The organism is Oceanimonas smirnovii ATCC BAA-899, from assembly GCF_000381965.1.
GTDB lineage: Bacteria > Pseudomonadota > Gammaproteobacteria > Enterobacterales > Aeromonadaceae > Oceanimonas > Oceanimonas smirnovii.
Genome location: NZ_KB908454.1, coordinates 378,457 through 400,841, shown reverse-complemented (window position 1 = coordinate 400,841; position 22,385 = coordinate 378,457). Strand labels below are relative to the sequence as shown.

27 protein-coding genes are annotated in these 22,385 nt (G+C 58.2%); 3 read left to right on the top strand and 24 right to left on the bottom strand.

Annotated elements, in window-relative coordinates:
- Positions 1–2 precede the first annotated feature (2 nt).
- The 19 genes from G364_RS0101840 to flgB all read right to left on the bottom strand — a co-directional run bounded on the left by G364_RS0101840 (position 3) and on the right by flgB (position 15,690).
- Positions 3–488: a flagellar basal body-associated FliL family protein gene (locus G364_RS0101840; RefSeq protein ID WP_019933444.1), complete on the bottom strand. Its 486-nt coding sequence runs from the start codon at positions 486–488 to the stop codon at positions 3–5.
- A 17-nt stretch (positions 489–505) separates the two neighbouring features.
- Complete coding sequence (locus G364_RS16755) at positions 506–1,672, bottom strand: flagellar hook-length control protein FliK (RefSeq protein ID WP_019933443.1); 1,167 nt, start codon at positions 1,670–1,672, stop codon at positions 506–508.
- Complete coding sequence (locus G364_RS0101830) at positions 1,672–2,073, bottom strand: hypothetical protein (RefSeq protein WP_019933442.1); 402 nt, start codon at positions 2,071–2,073, stop codon at positions 1,672–1,674. The genes G364_RS16755 and G364_RS0101830 overlap by 1 nt, the downstream gene beginning before the upstream one ends.
- Positions 2,070–2,465, bottom strand: coding sequence for a flagellar export chaperone FliS (gene fliS / locus G364_RS0101825; RefSeq protein ID WP_019933441.1), 396 nt, complete (start codon positions 2,463–2,465; stop codon positions 2,070–2,072). Before fliS ends, G364_RS0101830 begins: the two co-directional genes overlap by 4 nt.
- Before the next feature lie 18 nt (positions 2,466–2,483).
- Entirely contained in the window at positions 2,484–3,800 is a 1,317-nt protein-coding gene (gene fliD / locus G364_RS0101820) for a flagellar filament capping protein FliD (protein WP_019933440.1), read from the bottom strand.
- Positions 3,801–3,995: 195 nt separating this feature from the next.
- Complete coding sequence (gene lafA, locus G364_RS0101815; protein WP_019933439.1) at positions 3,996–4,856, bottom strand: lateral flagellin LafA; 861 nt, start codon at positions 4,854–4,856, stop codon at positions 3,996–3,998.
- Between the two features lie 131 nt (positions 4,857–4,987).
- Positions 4,988–5,845, bottom strand: coding sequence for a lateral flagellin LafA (gene lafA / locus G364_RS0101810; RefSeq protein WP_019933438.1), 858 nt, complete (start codon positions 5,843–5,845; stop codon positions 4,988–4,990).
- Positions 5,846–5,953: 108 nt separating this feature from the next.
- Positions 5,954–6,952, bottom strand: coding sequence for a hypothetical protein (locus G364_RS0101805; RefSeq protein ID WP_019933437.1), 999 nt, complete (start codon positions 6,950–6,952; stop codon positions 5,954–5,956).
- A gap of 14 nt (positions 6,953–6,966) precedes the next feature.
- Positions 6,967–7,863, bottom strand: coding sequence for a flagellar hook-associated protein FlgL (gene flgL, locus G364_RS0101800; RefSeq protein ID WP_019933436.1), 897 nt, complete (start codon positions 7,861–7,863; stop codon positions 6,967–6,969).
- 11 nt (positions 7,864–7,874) lie between these two features.
- Positions 7,875–9,194, bottom strand: coding sequence for a flagellar hook-associated protein FlgK (gene flgK, locus G364_RS0101795; protein ID WP_026344610.1), 1,320 nt, complete (start codon positions 9,192–9,194; stop codon positions 7,875–7,877).
- A 6-nt stretch (positions 9,195–9,200) separates the two neighbouring features.
- Positions 9,201–9,587, bottom strand: a complete 387-nt coding sequence (locus G364_RS0101790; protein WP_019933434.1) for a rod-binding protein — start codon at positions 9,585–9,587, stop codon at positions 9,201–9,203.
- 12 nt (positions 9,588–9,599) lie between these two features.
- Positions 9,600–10,703 carry a lateral flagellar basal body P-ring FlgIL gene (fgIL, locus tag G364_RS0101785; RefSeq protein ID WP_019933433.1) on the bottom strand — a complete coding sequence of 368 codons (1,104 nt, stop codon included), beginning with the start codon at positions 10,701–10,703 and terminating at the stop codon, positions 9,600–9,602.
- Between the two features lie 9 nt (positions 10,704–10,712).
- A complete protein-coding gene (gene flgH, locus G364_RS0101780; protein WP_019933432.1) occupies positions 10,713–11,384 on the bottom strand; it encodes a flagellar basal body L-ring protein FlgH in 672 nt (223 codons plus the stop codon).
- Complete coding sequence (gene flgG, locus G364_RS0101775) at positions 11,384–12,169, bottom strand: flagellar basal-body rod protein FlgG (protein ID WP_019933431.1); 786 nt, start codon at positions 12,167–12,169, stop codon at positions 11,384–11,386. Before flgG ends, flgH begins: the two co-directional genes overlap by 1 nt.
- A gap of 39 nt (positions 12,170–12,208) precedes the next feature.
- Entirely contained in the window at positions 12,209–12,940 is a 732-nt protein-coding gene (locus G364_RS0101770; protein ID WP_019933430.1) for a flagellar basal body rod protein FlgF, read from the bottom strand.
- A gap of 9 nt (positions 12,941–12,949) precedes the next feature.
- A complete protein-coding gene (gene flgE, locus G364_RS0101765; RefSeq protein WP_019933429.1) occupies positions 12,950–14,215 on the bottom strand; it encodes a flagellar hook protein FlgE in 1,266 nt (421 codons plus the stop codon).
- Positions 14,216–14,234: 19 nt separating this feature from the next.
- Positions 14,235–14,900 carry a flagellar hook assembly protein FlgD gene (locus G364_RS0101760; protein WP_019933428.1) on the bottom strand — a complete coding sequence of 222 codons (666 nt, stop codon included), beginning with the start codon at positions 14,898–14,900 and terminating at the stop codon, positions 14,235–14,237.
- Positions 14,901–14,902: 2 nt separating this feature from the next.
- Positions 14,903–15,322 (bottom strand): flagellar basal body rod protein FlgC, encoded by a 420-nt coding sequence (gene flgC, locus G364_RS0101755; protein ID WP_019933427.1) that lies wholly within the window; start codon positions 15,320–15,322, stop codon positions 14,903–14,905.
- Positions 15,323–15,324: 2 nt separating this feature from the next.
- The gene (gene flgB / locus G364_RS0101750; protein ID WP_019933426.1) at positions 15,325–15,690 is read right to left on the bottom strand and encodes a flagellar basal body rod protein FlgB; all 366 of its coding nucleotides are present in this window, start codon (positions 15,688–15,690) and stop codon (positions 15,325–15,327) included.
- A 77-nt stretch (positions 15,691–15,767) separates the two neighbouring features.
- Here flgB and flgA point away from each other — a divergent pair, with 77 nt between their 5' ends.
- From flgA to flgN, 3 genes are read left to right on the top strand one after another with little or no spacing between them, the layout of a single operon-like run.
- On the top strand, positions 15,768–16,520 hold the full coding sequence (gene flgA, locus G364_RS0101745; protein ID WP_245541353.1) for a flagellar basal body P-ring formation chaperone FlgA: 753 nt from the start codon (positions 15,768–15,770) through the stop codon (positions 16,518–16,520).
- 58 nt (positions 16,521–16,578) lie between these two features.
- Entirely contained in the window at positions 16,579–16,854 is a 276-nt protein-coding gene (flgM, locus tag G364_RS0101740; protein ID WP_019933424.1) for a flagellar biosynthesis anti-sigma factor FlgM, read from the top strand.
- Positions 16,851–17,261, top strand: a complete 411-nt coding sequence (gene flgN / locus G364_RS0101735) for a flagellar export chaperone FlgN (RefSeq protein ID WP_019933423.1) — start codon at positions 16,851–16,853, stop codon at positions 17,259–17,261. Before flgM ends, flgN begins: the two co-directional genes overlap by 4 nt.
- Here flgN and G364_RS0101730 read toward each other — a convergent pair.
- From G364_RS0101730 to fliF, 5 genes are read right to left on the bottom strand one after another with little or no spacing between them, the layout of a single operon-like run.
- Positions 17,233–17,643: a hypothetical protein gene (locus G364_RS0101730; protein WP_019933422.1), complete on the bottom strand. Its 411-nt coding sequence runs from the start codon at positions 17,641–17,643 to the stop codon at positions 17,233–17,235. The genes flgN and G364_RS0101730 overlap by 29 nt on opposite strands.
- Positions 17,624–18,970: a FliI/YscN family ATPase gene (locus G364_RS0101725; protein ID WP_019933421.1), complete on the bottom strand. Its 1,347-nt coding sequence runs from the start codon at positions 18,968–18,970 to the stop codon at positions 17,624–17,626. Before G364_RS0101725 ends, G364_RS0101730 begins: the two co-directional genes overlap by 20 nt.
- Complete coding sequence (locus G364_RS0101720; protein ID WP_019933420.1) at positions 18,957–19,640, bottom strand: FliH/SctL family protein; 684 nt, start codon at positions 19,638–19,640, stop codon at positions 18,957–18,959. The genes G364_RS0101725 and G364_RS0101720 overlap by 14 nt, the downstream gene beginning before the upstream one ends.
- 26 nt (positions 19,641–19,666) lie before the next feature.
- Entirely contained in the window at positions 19,667–20,692 is a 1,026-nt protein-coding gene (locus tag G364_RS0101715; protein ID WP_019933419.1) for a FliG C-terminal domain-containing protein, read from the bottom strand.
- Entirely contained in the window at positions 20,689–22,383 is a 1,695-nt protein-coding gene (fliF, locus tag G364_RS0101710; RefSeq protein ID WP_019933418.1) for a flagellar basal-body MS-ring/collar protein FliF, read from the bottom strand. The genes G364_RS0101715 and fliF overlap by 4 nt, the downstream gene beginning before the upstream one ends.
- Positions 22,384–22,385: the final 2 nt, after the last annotated feature.

Genomic DNA, 22,385 nt, shown 5'->3' with positions numbered 1-22,385 from the left:
TCCTATTGAATAACCAGCTTGGTGATCAGCACCGCCTCTACCGAGGGCGCATAGCCATAGCTTTGCAGCCGCTGATTCAGCGCCTGCTGCAATTCGGTCTCGAATCCGTCCATTTGCTGCAGCCGGGCCTGTACCTGCTCATGGTCAAAACCACTGAAATAACCAAGTGTGGTATTTCTCAGTGCCGGCAATATGCCCTGCCACAAGCTCACCTGCCGGGGCTGATGACTCATCAGCGCCAGCTCCAGCACCATGTAGTGGTTGCGACCTTCTCCGGCCAGCCCGATAACAAACTGCTCCAGCGGCTGAAATTGTGGCTCACTGACCGGCTCAGGTTCGGGAGCCGGCTGCAACATGGCCAGCCAGCCCTTTTCTTCCAGCGTCTGGCGGTAATCGGCCAGCACAAAGGTGCCGGCTCCCATGCCCGCCAGCAGGGTTATCAGTAACAGCAGGCCAATCAGTAAATAAGAACGGGATTTTTTTGCCACTTGCTTGTTTCCTTTAGTTAAACCAGAGCGTTAAACCAGCCCTGCCCTTCGGGGCGTAACGCGGCGTCATCATCATGTTCACCGGCCATGCCAATGTGTGTTTCATCATTCATGACGTGCGGCGCAGATGAATGCTTGCCCTGCTGACCCACATTCACCTCCACACCGCCACCATGCTGGCTCAGCAAATCCTGACGCAAACGATCAGCCTGAGCCGTAATGGCATCACGAATGCCGGCATGGCTGGCATTAATCTGTATCTGCAGCCTGTCGCCTTCCAGCCTTACCGTCAGCTCCATGCGCCCCATTTCCGGCGGATCCAGCTTGATCCGTGCTTGCTGTACCTGCTGATTCAGCTGCAGCTCTACCTTGTCTTTCAGAGTGTGCAGCAACTGCTGGCCCAGCATCGCCTTGTCTGCCGGCACCTGCAGCGGAGCCCACTCGTGAACAGCAGCAGGCGCTCTCGTTGCCGAAAAAGGAAGGGCCGGCGGATGACCATCGGTGCCGGGAGTGGGTATTAATGAGGCAGCAGGAGATGAAGCCGGCGGCAGTGCATCAGCTCCGTTCAGACGTTGCAGCACCAATCCGTTATTAAAAGAGACGGCCGCTTTGTTTAACGCCGATTGCTCCGGCCCGGGTACATACTGGACTGCTGGTTGTACCGGCCCGGGGGCATATTGGGCTGCCGGTTGCAACGACTGTTGCTGCAGCCGCCACAGCTGCACCGGTACTTTTTCTGATGACGCGCCGGCATCATCCGTGGTTATCAGGGGGCTATACTGCGCCGTTTCGAACGGTGTCAGCTCGGGCGTATCGCCGGCTTGCCTGTACTCTGGCAGATCAGCATTGGGGGCCGCTACGGAATGATCTTGCACCGGCAGAGACTCACCCACTAACTGCCCAAAGCCGGCTGTTTGCTCATCGGGCTGTTCAGCCGGCTGTTGTGCTGGTTGCTCGGCTGATGGTTCAGTTACTTGTTCGGCTGACGGCTCGCCTTCATGTCCGGCCGGCAAGATATTGACCAAGCCAGGCCTGGTGTCAGCTGGCAGCAGCCCGGCGTCAGGCAAATACCCGGCAAAGCCCGGCATTTCTTCAGCAGAAAAGCCCGGCTCTGCTTTGATGTTTTGCTCAAAGCCAACCACAGTGCTCACTGTTCGGCCCGGCAAAGAGACCGGCAGTGACATCACGCCTGCTCCTCCAGCTGGCTTATCCAGTCATAGGCCAGAGAGCCCTGATGCTGCTGACGCAGCTGGCCCAGCTGCTGCTCAAGCAGGCCGGCCTGCTCACTGACCAGCCGGAAATGTTCACGATATTGAGCAGCAAAGCGGTTCAGCAGCATTTTTTGCTGCTCGGTCAGCTGTGCGCGATAGGGCCTGAGATCACTCAGCACCAGGCTCAACTGGCCATCAAGCTCGCTCAGCCAGCCCCATTGCCCCGCCTTTACCGCCTGCTCGGTGCGTTGCTGCAATATCAGCAGACGCGCGAAAATAGGCGCAATGTCAGACCGTTCATGAGGCTTGAAGGCAGCAGCGGAAGGAATGGCGGCTTCCGCTGCCGGCACAGAAGGGTCCTGCTGCCTGGTCATGCCGGTACTCCGTTACCCATGCCCTGCCAGCCGTCCCGCAGATCGGCCAGTACCTTGTTCACCGGTGCCAGCAGAGATGCATCATTATGCACACTGGCGCTGAACAGCTGCCGGCCACAGAAGTCATAGAGCGCATGCAGATTAAAGGCCAGCTCGCCGCCGTTCTCCATATCCAGTGAACTATCCAAACCTCCAATAATATCAATGGCTTTGGCAATGGATTTACCTTTTTGCTCCATGCGGCCGGCAACAATATGGCCTTCGGCGCGGGCAACTTCATCCATCAGTCCGTCCATCAGCATCAGCACCAGCTCACGGGGCGAGGCCTGAGCAGCCCGGGCATCGGTGTGGGTATGCTGGTAAATATCAAGGCCGGAATCGGCATCAAACATGGTCAGCTCCTGGCGTTATTAAAACATGGTCATGGTCTGTTGCATTTGCTGTGCCAATGTTTGCATACGGGTAAACTGCCCCAGATAGCGCTGATAAACCTTGTTCATACGATTATCCAGTGCTTCCTGACGGTCGGTAATGCGATCCAGTCCGCTCTGCAGGCTGCGGTCGCGCTGCACCAGAGTCCCGTTGCGATCCAGATAGGGCTTAACATCGGCTTCCAGCCGGGTGAGCAGACCATTTTCACCGGTAAAAGCCTGTTCCAGCGCACCGGGTTTATTTTGCTGCAACCTGGCCATGGCGGCAGTGTCGAGTGACAGCTTGCCGTAGCGGTCTGTTTTGATGCCCAGCTCCGCCAGACTGACACCGGCAGGCGGGTTAGAAAGAGTACCGCGCAGCCTGCCCAGCAACCCCCGGGCCATGCTGTCGCCGGCCAGTACTGCCTTACTGCCTTCCTTGCTTTGAGTATGCTTTTGCACTTCTCCCACCAGGCTGTTGTAGGCATCCACGATTCCCTTGAGCGACTCCTCAATGGCGGTCTGGTCGGTAGACACGCTGAGCGAAAGCGGCGCATCGGTATAGTTACCGAATTCATCCTGAGCATGGGCCTTGCTGACGGTCAGGTTGAGACCGTCTATCTGGCCGTCAAAGTTGTTGGTGCTGCTGGCAAGCTGCAGGCCGCCGGCACCGCCCAGCTCTATGACGGCATCCTGTGCCGAGGCCAGCTGGGTTTTATTGGTAATGGCCGTTTGCAGCTGGGTAAAGCCGGCCTCGCCGTTGCCGCCGCTCAGATTGATGGTCATGGCCTGGCTGGCACCGGTTTTGCTGCCGGTCAGCATAAGGTGAGTCTGACCACCGGAACGCACCAGAGAAGCCTGCACGCCATTATTGTCGGCTGCCTTGTTAATGGCATCACGCAGACCGGTCAGTCCGCTGGCCGAGTCAAGGGTCGACAGATCCAGACTCAGGGTCTGGCCATCCACCGTAATATCCAGAGTGCCCTGCGTGGGCACGGTCCAGCTCTCATCAAGCGCAAGAGAATACTGATCTGCCTTGGCCAACTGTTTGACATAGAGCTGATAATCGGCATTGGCCGCGCCGGCCTTTACCGTGGCAGTGGCATAGCCTTCACTGCTGAACGTGGCAGACTGACTGCTCAGGCCACCGTTTTCATTCAGCCCCTTGATGGCGTCCTGCAGTGCCTGCAGTTTGTTCTTGATCTGGCTGTAAGCCTCTTTTTCGGCACTCAGCTGGTTATGCTGGGTTCTCAGCAGACCTTCCAGGGGCGCTCTGTCTGCCGATGTCAGCATCTGCGCCATAGAAGAGGGATCCATTCCATTCATTCCAAACATTGCCACCTCCGCAGCGTCTTAAAAACAGGCATATTTATTTATTCAAACAACGGCACTTACCGCGACAGACTTAAACAGGAAACAGATTTATAAAATAAAAAAACGGCTCATAAAGAGCCGTTAAAAAAAGCAAAGAACACAATCCGGGGACAGGCCCCTCAAACAAGCTATTGGTTATTAACGCAGCAGCGACATCACCAGACCGCTCATCTGGTTGGCGTTGCTCAGCACCGACATGCCGGACTGCATCAGCATCTGGTTTTTGGACATGTTGGAGGCTTCAGACGCGAAGTCGGCGTCCATAATACGGCCCTTGGCAGCTTCACCATTCTCGCGCATATTGCCCAGGTTGGTGATGGTGTGCTCCAGGCGGTTGATATTGGCACCCAGCTGACCGCGAACTCCACTTACAGCCCCCAGAAAGGTGTTCAGCGTATCAATCGCGGCGGATGCATCCGCTTCCAGATTACCTAATGCGGTAGTCTCGGGAGGACCTGCAGTAATTGCAGATTTAGCATTGATGTCCTGTACGGCTGCGCTGATATCCACACTTAAGGTCTCACTGGTGCTGGCACCAATCTGAAATGACACTGCAGCTGCACCAAATTTGCCGCCATCTGTCAGCAAATTAGTGCCGGCACCATAGCTGGTGTTACCCATAATGTTGGCAATTTCCTTGCCCAGCTGAAGAAACTCAGTATTCATGGCTTTCAGCTCGGCATCAGAATTGGTGCCGTTGGCACCCTGAGTGGCCAGGTCCTTCATGCGCTGAGTAATATTGGTTATCTCATCAAAGGCACCTTCGGCGGTCTGCATCATGGAGATGGCATCCTGGGCATTACGCATGGCAACACCCTGGCCGTTGGTCTGGGCCTGCAGGCGCACGGCAATCTGCAGGCCGGCGGCGTCGTCGGCGGCGGAGTTAATGCGAAAACCGGTACCCAGACGCTCCATGGCAGTGCCCAGCATCTTGTTGGTGCTGTTCAGCGTATTCTGCGTTACCAGCGAGGTGTAGTTGGTATGAATGGACAATCCCATAATCGTTTCCTTGTAAAAAGCATGAATGGGTGATTCATAATGACAAAACGGCCGGGCCAGGGCGGGACTTTAATAAAAACACCAATAAAAAAGGCTCCGGTAACAGGAGCCTTGAATACAGCAAACTTAGCTTAACGCAGCAGCGACATCACCAGACCGCTCATCTGGTTGGCATTGCTCAGCACCGACATGCCGGACTGCATCAGCATCTGGTTTTTGGACATATTGGACGCTTCGGAGGCGAAGTCGGCATCCATAATACGGCCCTTGGCAGCTTCACCATTCTCGCGCATATTGCCCAGGTTGGTAATGGTATGCTCCAGACGGTTGATATTGGCACCCAGCTTACCACGCACTGCACTGACCGAATCCAGCAAGGTGTTCATGTCAGTAATCGCAGTAGTCGAATTAGCCTGATTGGTCAGATCGCCCAGAGTGACAGCACCGGCTGCTCCGATATCAGTGTTAAGCGCCTTCACTTCGGTGCTGACATCAACGGTCAGGGTTTCTGTCGTTCCAGCGCCAATCTGAAATTTAACACCGCCCGCTGCTTCAAACTTACCAGCAGCAGCAAACAGATTGGTACCAGCGCCGTAGCTGGTGTTGGCCATAATATTGGCCAGTTCTTCACCCAACTGCTGATATTCCGTGTTCAGCGCAGTGTTTTCCGCAGCAGAGTTGGTGCCGTTAGCACCCTGAGTGGCCAGATCCTTCATGCGCTGAGCGATGTTGGTCATTTCATCAAACGCACTTTCTGCAGTCTGCATCATGGAGATGGCATCCTGGGAGTTACGCATGGCCACACCCTGACCGTTGGTCTGGGCCTGCAGGCGCACGGCAATTTGCAGGCCGGCGGCGTCGTCGGCGGCGGAGTTAATACGAAAACCGGTGCCCAGGCGCTCCATGGCGGTGCCCAGCATCTTGTTGGTGCTGTTCAGGGTGTTCTGGGTAACCAGAGAGGTGTAATTGGTATGAATGGACAGGCCCATAATCGTTTCCTTGTAAAAAAGCATGAGGTGCTTGGTTCACTCAATTAAAACGGCGGCTGATTTGGACAACTTAAAAGAAAAGGTAAAAATTTTTATTCCTTGCGCAACTTATTCCTTGCGTAATAGTGCCACCGCATTGTGGCGGGTCACATTGGCCTGGGCCACCAGCGCCGACACCAGCTGCTCAAAAGGGCTGGCGCTGCGTTCGAGTGGAACCTTGCTGGCCGGAGCCGGCACTGCGGGCCATTCGTCGGCCATTTGCTGCAAAATAAAACGACGCTGCTCCTGCAGCCGGGCGCTGTAGTCATGAATGCGGCTCATTACCCGCTGCAGGTGTTCCCGCTCACTGGCCAGCTCGCCCTTGCGGGCTGCCTGCAGCAACGGTGCCAGCGCATCGGGCTCGGGAGTGGGTTTGATCAGCACCGGCTCACCCGCCGGCACCCGCACGCCTTCCCCCTGCATTAAAATAGGCTGACGCAATATGGCCTCGGCCCGGTCGCTGGCTTCCAGCTGCACTTTGCCCTGCGCCGCAGCAGCAGTAATACCAACAGGTTTCAGGTGACGGTTCAGCTGGGCAAGGGTATCCGCCGGGCGCTGCCCCGGGTGAATGGTAATACCCATGGCCTGCTGCTGGCCGGCCAGCAACAGGGTAATACGCTCGCGGCTGCCTTTTACGCTCAGCAGATCAACCTTGTCGAGCTGAAACCGATGGCGCGCGGCGTTACCTTCCAGCGCCTTGGGCTGCAGCCGTGCATCCAGCCTGCCTTGCTGCTGCAGCTGTTCACTGAGCCGGCTCAGCTGCTCACCCCATTGCTGCTGCTGCTCAGCATTCATACCCGATGCCTGCAGCCGCTGGGCCAGAGCACGCAACTGCTGCCAGGCCTGATTCAGCGACTGCTCCGCTGCCTGCAGCCGGGCCACGCCGGACTGAGCCTGACTGAGCTTGCCCCACTGCTGAAAACGCCCCGGTGCAGACAGTCCGGTCCGGCCGGTGATAAGCGTCTTATCACCATTTTTTTTGTCGGCAGGACCGGGAGCGGCAGCAATATTTCCGGCCGGCTCCAGCGAGCTGTTGACCGCGCCCGGACGTGTGCTGGCAACGTGCATAATGTTATTTATCCTTACAGGGCGTTAAACAGCGACAGCTTGTTCACATTAACAAAGGCCTGCTGGCTGCTTTGCAGCGCCAGCAGCATCTGCTGCATATTCATTGCCGCTTCGCCATAGTCCAGTGCCGACAGCTCATTATGCAGACCCTGGCCAAACACCTTCATTTCGCCATGGGTAGCCACTACCTGCTCCAGACCATTGATACGCCCGCCAATATCGGTGAGGGTGCGGGTCAGATTACCGATACCCTTGTCCATGCTGCTGAGCATATCGGCCACATCATTGCTGATATTGCCGGTAGCGGTATCCAGCAGCTGAATAAAGTCATGTACATCCTGCAGCAGATTGCCGCCGTTAAACATCAGCCCTTCGGCAGTATCGTTGGCAGACACGCTCACGCCGTTGGCAATGCTGACCTGACGCTGATAGTCATCCCCCTGATAACTGAATACCCCGGCAGGATTTTCTGCCACCGCCGGCACATCGGTGCGGGAGCCGGAAAACAGGTAATGGCCTTCTTCATTACGGGCATTCACCAGATCCAGCAGACTCTCTTTGAGCGATTCCATTTCCTGAGTCAGCGCCCGGCGCTCTTCCAGCCCATAAGTGCCGTTACCCGCCTCAACTGTCATGTCCCGCAGCCGCAGCAATATGTCCTTCATGGCGTCTATCTGGGTTTCCTGCTGGCCCAGCCGGCTGGTAACCTGCAGAGCGTTTTTTTCGTACTGCTCGATGGCACTGATTTCCTTGTCGATGCCCTGCAGCCGCACAGTAGCGAGCGGGTCGTCCGATGGCTTGAGAAGACGATCACCGCTGCCCATTTGCTGCAGCAGCTTGCCATAGTCGGCACCGCCCTGCTGCATGCTCTGCATCATGATCCGCTGAATTTGTCCTGTACTGACGCGCATGAATACTCCCGTTAAATCATGTTGAGCAGGGTATTGAACAGCTGATCGGCAGTACCAATCACCTTGGCATTGGCCTGATAATTCTGCACATAGTTCATCATGTTCATGGCTTCTTCATCCAGGTTAACACCACTGACACCGTCACGACGGGCCTGAGCCTCGGTACGAATATTATCGGATGCAGCGGCATCGGCCTGCCACTGGGCACTGGTAATGGCCAGATCACCCACCAGCGAGCGATAACTTTCATAACTGGCATCTTCCAGCCCCAGCAGCGTTTGCAGATTATCATTATTGCCCGGGCCGCCAGCCCCCGCGGCCAGCGCCAGCTGCTCCGGCGTCAGATCATCGGGCACCTTCAGGCTGCCGGCAGCATCACCGGCGGTAAACTCAAACAGGGGGGCACCGGGCTGGCCATTGAGATCCACTCCCTTGGCCAGCTGCTGATTGACCTGAGTGGCAAATTCTTCGGCAATGCGGTTCATTTCATTGCGGGCCGGCTGCAGTTGCTGCTCCCGGTGCAGCATCAGGCCTCCCAGGCTGCCGCCTGTGCTGCCGTCAAGCGGGTAATCCTGACCGCTGAAATGGACCGATACGCGCGTATCGTCCCGGCTGATTTGTGCAGCCTGGCTACCCAGCACCAGCGGCTGGCCCTGCTCCAGACTCACATTAATAGTGCCATCGGCCTGCTGAGCGGTACGAATATCCACCAGTCCGGCCAGCTGACGCAACGCTTCATCGCGGCTGTCTTGAAGAATACCGGCGTTACCGCCCCTGGCACCCACCGACTTGATTTTTTGGTTCAGCTCCGCCACCTGAGTTAACAGACTGTTGGCCTGGCTGTTGGTCGCATCCAGTTGATCCAGCACCCGGCGCTCCTGGGCATCCAGCTGACTGCCAAGATGATTGAAACGCTGAGTCAGGGCTTTGGCCGATGCAATAATCTGCTGGCGGGGAGCCATGCTCTGGGGCGTTTCGGCAGCACCGTTAAGGGCGGCAAAGAATTGATTAAGACCGGGCAGCAGACTGCTGTCCTCGCTGCCCAGCACGGTTTCCATCTGGCCAAGATAATCACTGACCTGCCGGCGCTCGCCGGCTTCAGATTCGGCCCGCCACAACTGAGCCGTGAGAAACTCATCCGCCACCCGGCGCATGCCGGTGACCTGTACACCACTGCCACCCATGACACCAAAGCCGCTTTGCCGGGCTGCCAGCTGCACTTCCTGGCGGGTATAGCCGGGCACATTTACGTTGGCCACGTTCTGACTCATGGTATTCAGCGCCGCCTGGGCTGCCTGCAGGCCCGACAGGCCGTTATTGATCATCGCCATTCCTGGTTATCCGTTTTTGGCCACCCGCAGCGGCTGGCTGAAGGCGGCAAGGGAAGTCTCTCCATTATTAGCGACCGTGGCAGCCGGTGTCTTTAACAGGCCCCCCAGCTGATTCACCATCAGCTCCCGCAGCCCGGTCTGCCCACGGGAAGCCAGGTTCATGGCAATCTGGCCGTCGTGCCAGTCGCGCATCATGGTCTGCTGCGGGCCTGGGGCAAAAGGGCTGTCGGGATCCCGTAAGGCATCGGTGGCGGAACGCATGTTTTTCAGTACCATCTGCAGAAACATCGCTTCAAACTGTTCGGCGGCTTGCTTCAAGCCCTGCTCCGGTGACTGGCGCTTGATGCTATCCAGCCCCTGCCAGTTAAGGTATTGGCTCTGTTCGGTTTTCATTATTTTTATTCCTTACAACACGACCAGCTCAGCTTCCAGGGCACCGGCTTCGTCCAGCGCCTGCAAGATCGACATCAGATCATCCGGCTTGGCACCGATACTGTTCACCGCCTGCACTATCTCATTCAGCTCTGTGCCTTCGGGCCATACAAACATCTCGCCCGGCTCCTGCTCCACCTTGAGATCCGACTCGGGCGTGACCGCAGTTTGCCCTTGCGAGAAAGCATTGGGCTGGCTCACATTAAATCGCTCGGTAATGGTCACGGTCAGATTGCCATGGCTGACCGCAGCGGCCCGCACCTTGACATTCTGTCCCACCACCACTGTGCCGGTGCGGCTGTTGAAGACTACCTTGGGCCGCTTTGGCCCCATATCAACCCGCACATCTTCCAGCATTGACATAAAAGTGACCCGCTGGCGGGCATCTGCCGGTGCTCTTACCTCAATGGCACGGGGGCCGGTGGCCTGAGCCACATCAGGGCCAAACACCTGATTAATGGCCTGCTCCACGTTACGGGCACTGCGAAAGTTGGCATCCTTGAGATTCAGGGTCACCACCGGCTCACTGACAAAGCTGGAAGGAATTTCATTCTCGATCAAGGCACCGTTGGGGATCAGCCCGGCTGTGGGTACGTTAACGGTAATGGAAGAGCCGCTGTTACCTTCTGCCTTCAGGCCGCCCACCACCAGATTGCCCTGGGCCACGGCATACACCTGGCCGTCCACGCCACGCAACGGGGTCAGCAGCAGAGTGCCGCCGCGCAGGCTTTTGGCATCGCCGATGGAAGACACAGTCACATCCAGCGTCTGGCCGCGACCGGCCAGCGCCGGCAGAGTGGCGTGCACCGACACCGCCGCCACGTTTTTCAGCCGGGGATCCGTGCCGTCTTCCAGCTGCACACCAAACTGGCGCAACATATTGGTCATGGACTGGCCGGTAAATTTCACCTGACTGCGATCGCCCGTGCCCGACAGGCCCACTACCAGACCATAACCCACCAGCTGATTGTCACGAATGCCCTGCACGTCCACCACATCCAGCAGCGGCCGCTCACTGGCCTGCGCCGTCAGGGCACTGAGCAGCAGGCTCAGTATGATCAAAAACGAATACTTCATTCTCAGCTCCTACAGAGGAAACCAGCTGCTGTTAAAGAACCGCGACAGCCAGCCCGCCTGATTGCTGTCGGCCAGCGCACCGCGACCGGCATAGGTAATGCGGGCATCGGCCAGCCGCTGAGACGGCACCCGGTTCTGGCTGTCAATATCATCAAGGCGAACCAGCCCCTGCAGACGTACATATTCATCCCCCTGGTTCAGCCGAATCCACTTCTCTCCCTTTACCCGCAACACGCCGTTGGGCAGCACTTCCGAGACGGTGACGGTAATGGAGCCGGACAGAGTGTTCTGCTGGCTGGTACTGGCTGAGCCACTGAAGTCACGGTCGGCACTGGCCTCGGCGGTCAGGTTGGTGCGCAGCTTGCGCCCCACCAGCGGCACCGGAATATCAATGCTGCTGCTTTTATCGAGGCTGGTGTCGGCTTTTTTACTGGACTGAGTACGCTCCTGCAGCAGCACCGTCAGCATGTCACCCACCCGAAAGGCACGTCTGTCCTGAAACAGGGCAATCATGGTGCCGTTGCTGAAAGCACTGCCATGACGGGCCTGCTGATGAGCCGGCACTGTGGGCGGTGTGGGCGCCCAGTCATCCTCACCCGGCTTTGGCGGAACCAGCTCATAGGTGGTGCAGCCGCTTAGTATCAGCAGCGCGACCGCCGGCAAATGGCGCAATATGTTCATCACAATGCCTGACTGACGAACTTCAGCATCTGATCCGCCGCCGAGACCACCTTGGCGTTCATCTCGTAGGAGCGCTGAGTGGTAATCATGTCCACCATTTCTTCCACCACGTTCACATTGGAGCCTTCCAGCGTCCCTTGCTTGAGGGTGCCCAGTGCTTCATCACCGGCTTGCCCTTCCATCGGCTCACCGGAGGCGCCGGTCTGGCGATACAGGTTACCGCCCATGGCCTCAAGTCCGGCCGGATTGGAAAAATTGGCCAGGGTGATAAGACCCAGTTCCTGGGGCTCGGCCTGGCCAGCCAGAGTGGCACTGACGATACCATTGGTACCTACTGTCACATTGATGGCGTTTTCCGGAATCTCAATCTGAGGCACCAGCGGCAGACCGTCGGTATTCACCATCAGCCCTTCAGAATTACGGTGAAACTGGCCGTTACGGGTGTATGCCAGCTCACCGTTGGGGCGCTCAATCTGAAAAAAGCCCTGCCCCACAATGGCCATATCCAGCTCCTGGCCGGTATTCTGAAAACTGCCGGTAGTAAATACTTTCTGGGTACCCACCACCTTGACGCCGTTCCCCATCTGAATACCGGTAGGGATCTGGTTTTGCTGATCCGCCGCCGCACCGGGCTGACGCTGCACCTGATAAAAGAGATCTTCAAAGGCCACGCGGTCACGCTTGAAACCTACCGTGTTGACGTTGGCCAGGTTATTGGAAATGGCGGTCATGCGCGCATCCTGTGCGCTCAGACCGGTTTTGCTTACCCACAGGGCTGCATGCATGATTATGTATCCTGTTTCAATTCGTTAAATGACCGGAGCTCAGCTGCCGCGGATCAGGCGGGCACCGGCCCGGGCCTGGTCATCGGCGGTTTTCATGGCGCGCACCTGCAGCTCAAACTGCCGGCCCAGTGCCATGGTCTGTACCATCTCTTCCACCACATTGACGTTGGCACCTTCCAGATAGCCCTGCTTGAGCACTATATTTTCATCCACGGGCAATGGACCGGGCTGGTCGGCATAAAAGAGACCATCCAGCCCCTTTTTCAGCTGCCCTTCTTCAGGGCGTACCAGCTTGATGCGGCCGCCTTCAATCTGAGCTCCGCCTCCGGGCGGGGTCAGGCTGACGGTGCCGTCATTGCCGATTTCCAGTTTGCTGAACTCGGGCAGCACCAGAGGGCCGTCTTCTCCCATGACCGCATAGCCGTTAATAGTGAGCTCACCTTCCGGGCTGATCAGCATATTGCCGGCCCGGGTATAACCTTCGTTGTTATCCCCGCTCTGAACCCCGATAAAACCTTCTCCCTGAATGGCGATATCGAGATCCCGGCCGGTTTGCTGCAGGAGCCCGGCCGCCATATTGGTGCCGGCGGGCAGACTCTGGGCCAGTGCCCGGGTATGCAGCCCATCCCCCTCAAGAAAGCGGGCCGAGGCCTGCTCATAATCAGCCCGAAAGCCCTGTGTATTGGCATTGGCCAGGTTATTGGCGCGAATGCCCTGAGCCATCATGGCGTGCTGGGCCCCGGACATGGCGGTATAAAGCAAACGATCCATTCAGCGGCCTCAGAAGGAGTTGAACAGCACCTGCGTCATCTTGTCGGCGGCGCTGATGCTTTTGGAGTTGGCCTGATAGTTACGCTGGGCGGTCATCAGGTTGACCAGCTCACCGGTCAGATCGACGTTGGAGCCTTCATAGGCACCGGCGGTCAGGGTGCCCAGAGTACCGGTACCCGGATCCCCCATGACCGCCGCGCCGGAAGCAAAGCTCTGGTGCCAGCTGGTGTTATCTCCCTGGCGCAGGCCATTGGGGTTGGCAAAGTTGGCCATGACTACCTTGCCCTTGATCTGATCCTGACCGTTGGTAAATACCGCATACATATCACCGTTGGATTCAAAGCGAATGCCCGCCAGCTCACCGGCGGTATAACCGTCGGGCTGGTTGCGGGACACGGTGAATTCACTCGCATACTGGGTCATGTCAGCAGGAGTAAGAGTGATATTGACCGGCTCGGCACCTTCCGGTGTAAAGGCCAGCGCAATCTTGCTGAGCCGAGCATTATCGGCATCAATCACAGCATTAGTACCGGTAACACCAGTGAACTTACCGTCGCTGCCAAAACTTAAGGTTGCGCCGGGCAACGACATTGGTGCTTCCGGTGGCGGTGGTGAAGCCGGGTCTTTATTCAGAGGCTCACCATCCACATAAAAGTGCTGCTGCCATTCATTGGCACCGGTTTTAACAAAGTACTGGGTCAGCACATGCCGGGAACCAAGTGAATCAAACACTTCACTGGACTGAGAAAAGTTGTAACTGGTAGCATCATCTGGAGCAAAAGTTGCCTCCGGAATTTCCGCATCCGCCTTCAGGTTAGCGCTGAATTCTACCCGGGTGCTGGCCTTGGCTGGTAAAGCTGCTCCGTCAACCCGCAAATCCTCAATCACGCCCTGCTGCAACTGGCCTGCCTCATTGACCATGTTGCCCTGCAGGCGCATACCGTTGCCGCTGACGATATAATTGTTAGCATCCCGGTTAAAGGTACCGGCCCGGGTAAAGGCCGTCTGGCCGTTCAGACTGGTCATAAAGAAACCATTGCCGGAAATGGCCAGATCCAGGGCGCGGCCGGTGTTCACTACATCACCGTCCCGTTCAAAATTCTGAGTAACATTACTGACCTCTACTCCACTTGGCTGACCACCACCATAAACAGCAGCAAATTCCGCCCGGGCGCTCTTGAAACCGGCGGTGGATACGTTGGCAATATTGTGGCTGATTACTCCCAGCGACTCGCTGGTGGCCCGCAGACCATTAAGGCCGATACTCATGGACATAACTGATTTCCTTAAGCGATTAAGACTGACCGAACTCGGTCACCTGGAACAATGACATCTGGCCCACACCCGCCAGCCCCAGCATGATGTCGCCGCCACCGGCAGGCAGGCTGACTTTTTCAACGGTGCGTGCCATATGGGGTGATAACGACAGGCTCTCTCCCTTACGGCTGGCCACTACCTTAAATTCGTACTCACCCGCCGGCAGCTCGGCAAGGCTGAAGTCCTGATCACCGGCGGGATTGCGCCATTCCTGCTGATGAACCCGCTGCCCGCTCTGGTCATAAACTTCCAGAGAAAGCTGCTCGGTACCCGCCGGCACCGGTATGGTGCCGCTCAGGCTTTCCGCCGACGCCAGACTGATGGACTGCACCGGTACCGTTACCTTTTTCCCCATCAGGGAGGTGCTGCCCAGCACCTGCAGAGTGTCGAGCAGGGTAGCCTGCTGCTGGGCCTGCATTTTCATCTGCTCAATGCCTTCCACCATGCTGAACTGCGCCAGCTGGGTCACATACTGGGTGCCATCCAGCGGGTTGAGGGGATCCTGATTGTTGATCTGGGCTACCATCATCTGCAGAAATTCACTGCGCAGATCACTGACACCGCCACCACCGGCGGCAGGCGCTATGCCGTTTTTCGGGTTGCTGACGGCGCTGTCCAGGCCGTTAATGCTTGCCAGTGCCATGATTAACGCTGCCCCAGATTCAGCAGACCCTGCTGCATGCTGTTCACCCGGCCAATCACTTCCACCGCCGACTCAAAACTGCGCGAGGCAGACATCATGTCGGCCATTTCTTCCATGACGTTCACGCCGGCGTAATACACATGGCCGTCGGCATTGGCCAGAGGATGATCCGGCTGATAACGTTGCTCGGGCTGGCGATCCGAGGGCAAGACACCCGCTATATTCACTTTGGCACCAGCCAGATCACCGGCCTGGGTCTGCTGATACAAAGTGGCAAACACCGGTTTGATAGCACGGTAGGCTTCCTCTTCACTGGCCGCCACCGAGCCGGCATTAGCCAGGTTGGACGCCACTGTATTCATACGACTGGTCTGCGCCTGCAGGGCGCTGCCGGCTATGTCATATATTCCGCTAAACGACATAATTACCGTCCTTCTATGGCCTGCTGCAGGCCCCGTAGTTTGATGTTCATAAAGGTCAGACTGGTCTGAAAGTCCATGGCATTTTCGGCAAAGGCGGTCTGCTCAACGGAAAGCTCTACCGTGTTGCCGTCCTGAGACGGCTGATAGGGCACACGATACAGAGGCCCGGACGCCAGGCCCGGCTGGCTCACGCCCTCACGCAAGGCACTCTCGGTCTGTTGCAGTACGGCTTTGTAGTCAATATCCCTGGCCTTGTAACCGGGGGTATCCACATTGGCCAGATTACCGGCCAGTAATTGTGTTCTGTCCATCCTGAGCGATAATGCATGGGGATGAATACCCAGCGCCTTGTCGAATCCCAGTGCCATTTGCTGTACCTTTCACGTCACTCATATTGATTTCACCATTGTCTTTCAATTTTTATGCCAAATATAAAAAACCTTTAATGACAAACACTTATAAACATACCAACGCCATTCCCGGCTTACTTCGGGAAAGGCGTTTTCCCCCCGGAAAGTACCTGCTGGTGCTGATGCTCATGCTCAGTTTTTCAGTCCGTGCTGAGCTGGCCAATGAACTGGTCAGGGCAGCCGAACAACGGCTGGCTGACTATGCTGCCGAACGGGACTGGCTGCCTTATCAGGCTCAATTCAGCCCCTGGCTGCCTGCAGGGGCTGAACATCTGCCGGAATGTACTCAGGCCTTGCAGTTTGAAGCAGCCCGGGCAGATGATGAGCCTTGGGGGCGGGTGCCCTGGTTGATCCACTGCCCCGATAAGTCGGGCTGGAGCACACGGGCACGGGTGGAAGTCAATGTGCAAATGCCGGTATGGGTGGCCAAAGAGCGTCTACGCCGGGATCAGGAGCTGACACCGGCAGCAGTGCGCCTGCAAAGTCTGAGTCTCGAGCGGCTGTATCGTGGTTTTGTGGCCGGGCGCAAACCGCCCCGGCAACGACTGTTGCGGGATCTGCCTGCCGGTGCCCCTTTGTATCCGGCACTGCTGGCCCCTTTATGGATGGTGAAGAAGAACGAGCAGGTAATCATTGCCGCCGGCGGCGAAGGATTTGTTGTTACCACCACGGGGCTGGCGCTGGAAAATGGCAGCAAAGGAGAACTGATCAGAGTGCGCAATGTCGGCTCACAAACGGTCATTCAGGCCCGGGTCGTGGCCGAAAACCGGGTGCAAAGCTTGCGTTAAAGTTTTGCTCTGACCCGGTCGTTCATTATTAACAGCCGTATTAATCATGGAAAATAGTATGAAAATCAGCCCTCACCGTATTGCACCACTGAGTCTGGTACCACAGCGTGACGCACCGGCGGGCAGCACCGGCAAAGCTGCTGCCGCTTCTACAGAGCAAACCGCCTTCAGCCCGGAGCTGGGCCTGCTGCAGCAGGCCAAAGCAACCCTGAACGAACTGCCGGAAGTGGACATGGACAAGGTCACCCGATTACGTCAGGCCATTGCCAACGGCGAACTGCCGCTGGATCTGGATGCCCTGTCTGAGGCGGTACTGGAGCTGCATCGCCGATGAGCAAACAGATCCTGAAAGAAATCTGGCAGGCCCTGCAACAGGAGCTGGAGGGCTATCAGCGCCTGCACCGCATGTTGCAACATCAGGCCCGTCTGCTTACCGGCCAGGATCATCAGGGGCTGCTGAGCCACAACCCCAAACAAATGACCCTGACCAGCCAGCTGGCTGCCCTGGCGGCGAGACGGGAAACGCTGCAGGCCGGACTGGGTGTCGTCTCTCCCGAGCAATTGTGCCGGTCCCTGCCCGCTCCGCTGGCGGAAAAACTGGACCGGCTCTGGCAGTCGTTACAGCAGCAAGCGCGCCTGTGTCGTGCCCTCAACGACAGCAACGGCCGCCTGCTGGCCAGTCAGAAAGAGTGGCTGGAGCATCGCCTGGGCGTTACCGAGGCCGTTTATCAGCCGGCCTGACACACCACTCCAGCTGAGCCTCCCATTCCCGCCGCTGCTGTTCGCGGTGATACTGCTCCGCCCGTTTTTGCTCCAGTAATTCCAGCCCCTTGATTTTACCCGCCTGCTGCCGGCTCAGCCGCTGCAGGCGCTCGCTGTCCTGCTGTGCTGCAGCCAGCTGATGCCGGTGGCCGTCAATCACAGCATTCAGCTGTTGTCGTATATGACCTTGATTGAGCAAGCCCAGTGCCCCGCCCGCCGGCACTGCCGCCAGTCCGCTTCTGGCCTGTAACAGCGCCTGGTGCTGATGCTGCAGCTGTTGTGCCCGCTGCTGCAGGTTATCGCGCTGCTGAATAAGGCTGGTGAGCTGCTCTTTCTGTTGGTTAATCAGGTGTCTGCGCATTGTGGTTACCTGTCAGTTCCGCCAGTTGCTGCAAACTTTGCTGCAGGCTGACCGGCTCGTGCTCGCTCTGTTGCAAAAACGCCGCCAGAGCCGGATAAGCTGCAATGGCTTCATCGGTTTCCCGGCTTTTACCACTTTGAATGCCGCCCAGGGGCAGCAGCTCCCGTACCTGCTGATAAAGCCCAAACCAGCGCTTGCACAGCACCGCCTGCGCCAGGTGTTCAGGAGTGGCTACTTTGCTCATTACCCGGCTGATCGACGCACCGATATCAATAGCCGGATAATGCCCCTGCTCCGCCAGTTGCCGGCTGAGTACCACATGACCGTCCAGAATGGCCCGTGCCGCATCAGCCACCGGATCCTGCTGATCGTCACCTTCCGCCAGCACCGTATAAAACGCGGTCAGGCTGCCGCTTTGCTGTTCGCCATTGCCGGCCCGCTCCACCAGCCCGGTCAGGGCGCTGAAGGCAGAAGGCGGATACCCCCGGGCCACCGGCGGCTCTCCCACCGCCAGTCCAATCTCGCGCCGGGCCTGCACATAACGGGTCAGTGAATCCATCAGCAGCAGCACATCCTTGCCCTGATCCCGAAAATACTCCGCTACCCGGTGGCAACTTTCCGCTGCCCGCACTCTCAGCAGAGGGCTTTGATCCGCCGGAGCGGCAATGACCAGGGTTTTGGCTCTGCCCTGCTCACCCAGGCAGTCATCAATAAATTCACGCACTTCCCGGCCCCGCTCGCCAATCAGTCCCACCACCACCACATCGGCCTGAGTGTAACGGGCCATCATGCCCAGCAGCACGCTCTTGCCCACGCCGGGGCCGGCAAACAGTCCCAGCCGCTGGCCCTTGCCCGGTGTCAGCAGGACATTAATGGCACGCACCCCCACATCCAGAGGCTCGCTTACCCGCCGGCGCAACAGCGGATTAGGAATGGCGGACTGCCAGGGCACCGGCTGCCCCTTGATGGCAGGCAGGCCATCCAGCGGCCGCATCAGGCCGTCAACAATCCGGCCTAACGCCAGAGACGACACCGGTATGCTGGCCTCACTGGCACAGGGGCGCACCCGGGCACCGGCATACAGACCCGAAGTGGTACCCAGCGGCAGCAGCATGGCCTGTTCCCGATCCAGCGCCACCACTTCGGCTTCCAGCTCGCCGCCGCCGTCGGTATCGATAAAGCAGCGTTGCCCCATCACCAGCCGGCAGCCGGATACCTCCAGTAAATTACCGGTTACCCGCAGCAGGCGGCCATACACCTGCCCGATATCCAGCTCGTCATTGAGTGCCGCCCGGGCCAGCTGCAGCCGGTGCTCAAGCAGGCTCATCACTGCTTTCCAGGCTTCGGGCCACCCGCGCCATGCCCTTTTGCAGACGCTCTTCGGTAAGCGCTTCCAGGGTCAGGGTTTCGGTTTCGATGCGACAATCTCCCGGCGCCAATGCCGCATCTTCATGCAGCGCCCAGCCCTGACACTCGGTGATGCCGATTTCCTTCAGCCGGGCGCGATCATCCGGGTTCACAAAAAGTTGCAGCTCCTGGGTGCGGCTGTCGATGCCGCTCAGGGCTTCTTCCACTATCACCAGCACCTGCTGCGGATTCAGTGTCAGCTCGGAGCGGATCACCCGCCGTGATACTTCTTCCACCAGCTGGCACAACTGCTCCCGCTGGCGGTGCAGTGCTGACAACGACACTTGCTGCCATTGTTGCTCGGCGCTGCTTTGCCACTGACGCAGCTCATCAGCCAGATTTTGCTGTAACTCCCGCAGCTGAGCCAGACTCTGCTGCCGGCCCTGCTCAATGCCCTGCTCCATTCCCAGCCTGAGTCCTTCCTGCCGGCCTTGCTCCAGACCAGCGGCATGTCCCTGCTGCAGACCATCTTGATAACCCTGCTCCAGACTTTCGCTGTAAGCCGCCTGCTCTTCCTCCTGACTGGCCTCCGGTTGCTGAGGCTCCCCATAAAGCGGCGGAAAGCGATAACGGCGGTAGGCAACCGGCATATTCCCGTTTCGGAAGTGTCGTTTCACTAGTTCACCACCTGCTCTTCATACAGCTGGAATTCCAGCTCGCCCTGTTCAGCCAGCTCACGCACCAGGTTCATCACGTCCTGACGGGCATTTTCTACCCGGCTTACCGCCACGGCCCCCTGACGCAGCATATCCTGCTCCATCTGCTGCGCCATGCGTCTGGGCATGGCTTCCAGCATGGCCCGGCGCACCTGGCTCTCGGCACCTTTCAGCGCCAGCCCCAGCACCTCCACCGGCAGATCCTGCACAATGCGTTGCAGGGTTTCCGGTGTTTGCCTGGCCAGGCTGGTAAAGTCATACATATTGCGTTCAATATCGCCGGCTTTTTCCGCATTATGCAGCTTGATAAGCTCCATCAGCTCGCCCCGGTTACCCTGATAGCGATTGACGATGTCAGCCACCTGCCGCACCCCGTCAACCCGGGCACCGGCATTGTGCGCCACAAACTCCATACAGCGGGCCAGCGCCGCCTTCAGCTCCACCACCACGAATTCACTCACCTCGTTGAGGTTGGCCACACGCAGCAGCAGCTCGTCATGGCTCTCCCCGGGCAGCAAAGACAGAACGGCAGCAGCAGAGTCGGCAGGCAAAAATGCCAGGATCACCGCCTGCATCTGGGGATGTTCCTGCTGCAGAAAACGTGCCAGCAGCTCGGGTTGTACCCACTGCAAGCGCTGAATCTCATGGCGCACCACATCACCGTACATGGAGTCCAGCAAGCCGCGGGCCAGCTTTTCACCCAGCGCCAGATCCAGGGTTCGCTCAAGGTATTCCCGCGATGCCGAATTAATGCCACTCTGCTGCCGGTAAAGATCAAAAAACTCCTGCAGCGTCCCCCGGGCAGAGTCTGCCGAGACCCCGCTCAGGCGGGCCATGGCGGTAGTCACCTGATTGACTTCATCCCTGTCGAGGCGCTGCAGCACCCGGGCGGCGGCAGACTCTCCCATGCTCAGCAGCAATACCGCTGCTTTTTCAATATCTTCCAGATTCAGGCCGGTGATCTGTTCAGTCTGCTGCTCGCTCATGATGTTTTAATCCAGTGTTTGATAACTTCCGCCACTCTGTCGGTTTCACGCTCGGCCAGCAGCTGCAGGTGAGTAACCTGCACTGTCAGTTCACTGCCCGGCGGCGGCAGCTGCCACTCCCGCTCATCCGCTTCCCAGGGTAGTGTGGTGTGTGGTCCTGCCCGCTCAACAGACGCCATCTGCCCCGGCAGAGCGGCCGAGGCACCATGCTCACCAGCGTCGGGCAGCGCTGCCTGCAGCTCACGCAGGGCCGCCGCTTTCTGATTAGTGCCCAGGTGGCGTATCAATGGCCGCACGCCCAGCAGCAATATCGCCAGCACCATAAAAGCACCGATCAGATAACGGGCATAAGCCTGAGTTTGTGGCTGCTGCCACCAGGCCAGCTGCTCCGGAAACTCGGTAAGCACGGCTTGCGGCGCGAAATCAAAACTGGACAAAGCAAAACTGTCGCCGCGCGCCTGGCTGAACCCTACCGCCCCCTGCACCATTTGCCCCAGCTGAGTCAGCTGTTGCTGATCCCAGCCGCCTTCCGGTGCCGCGCTCTGGTTCAGCAACACGGAAATACTCAGCTGCTTGATACGGCCACTCTGATAACGGGTGTGCACCACCGAGCGACCGCTCTCGAACTGGCGCTGATATTCCCGCTGTTCACGCTGGCTCTGGTTGTCTTTGCTGTCGGTATTTTCACTCTCGGCGTCGGTTTGCGGCGGCGTGTTGGAAAGCGCGCCGGGAATACCCAGTTCCAGGCTGTTCTGAGTGCGGTTTTCACTGCCGGTTTCCCGCAGCAATACCGGTGTTTTATCCAGGCTTTCCCGGGTTTCTTCCACTGCGTTAAAGTCGAGATCGGCAGTGACCTGCACGCGAAAGTTATTCCCACCCAGCACCGGATACAACATATCCCGCGCGCGCTGGGCCAGTTGCTGCTCCAGCTGGCGGCTGTATTCCACCTGGCGCAGGCTCAGGCCGCGGCTCTGGCCGTTCATGGTCAGCTCATCACTGAGCACCCGGCCACGCTGATCAATCACCGACACCTTATCACGCGTCATGCCCGGCACGCTGCCGGACACCAGATTGACAATCCCTTCTACCTGCGCCGGATCCGGCCCGTGCCCCGGTACCACATCCAGCATCACGGAAGCGGTGGGAGTCTGCTCGGCCCGGCCAATAAACAGGGTTCGTTCGGGCATGGCCAGATGCACCCGGGCCTGCCGCACCCAGTCCAGCGCCATAATAGTGCGCGCCAGCTCGCCTTCCAGGGCATGGCGATAACGGCGGGTTTCCATAAACTGACTGGTGCCAAACCCGGTGCCCTGAGCCAGCTCGTCCATGCCCGCAGGCAGCATGGCCTTAACCCCCTGAGCGGCCAGCTGCATTCGTACCTGTCCCAGCAGCGCTTCATCTACCAGGATCTGGCCACTGTGAGCATCCAGCCGGAACGGAATCTGCTCCTGCTCCAGCACCTCCACGATGCGTGCCTGATCGTACAGTTCCTGCTTGCCGTAAAGCGGAACAAAACTGCGCCCCGCCTGCCACAGAAACACCACCACAGCGACGGCTATCATCAGTGCCAGACTACCCAGTAAAATCACCTGCCGATGATGATCAGACAATCTCTGCCAGCGGGAACGGGCCTTGCCAAATCCGGTTTTAAACGGCTGGCCGGCAGCCATCAGTGTGCTTGCTTGTGCCATCA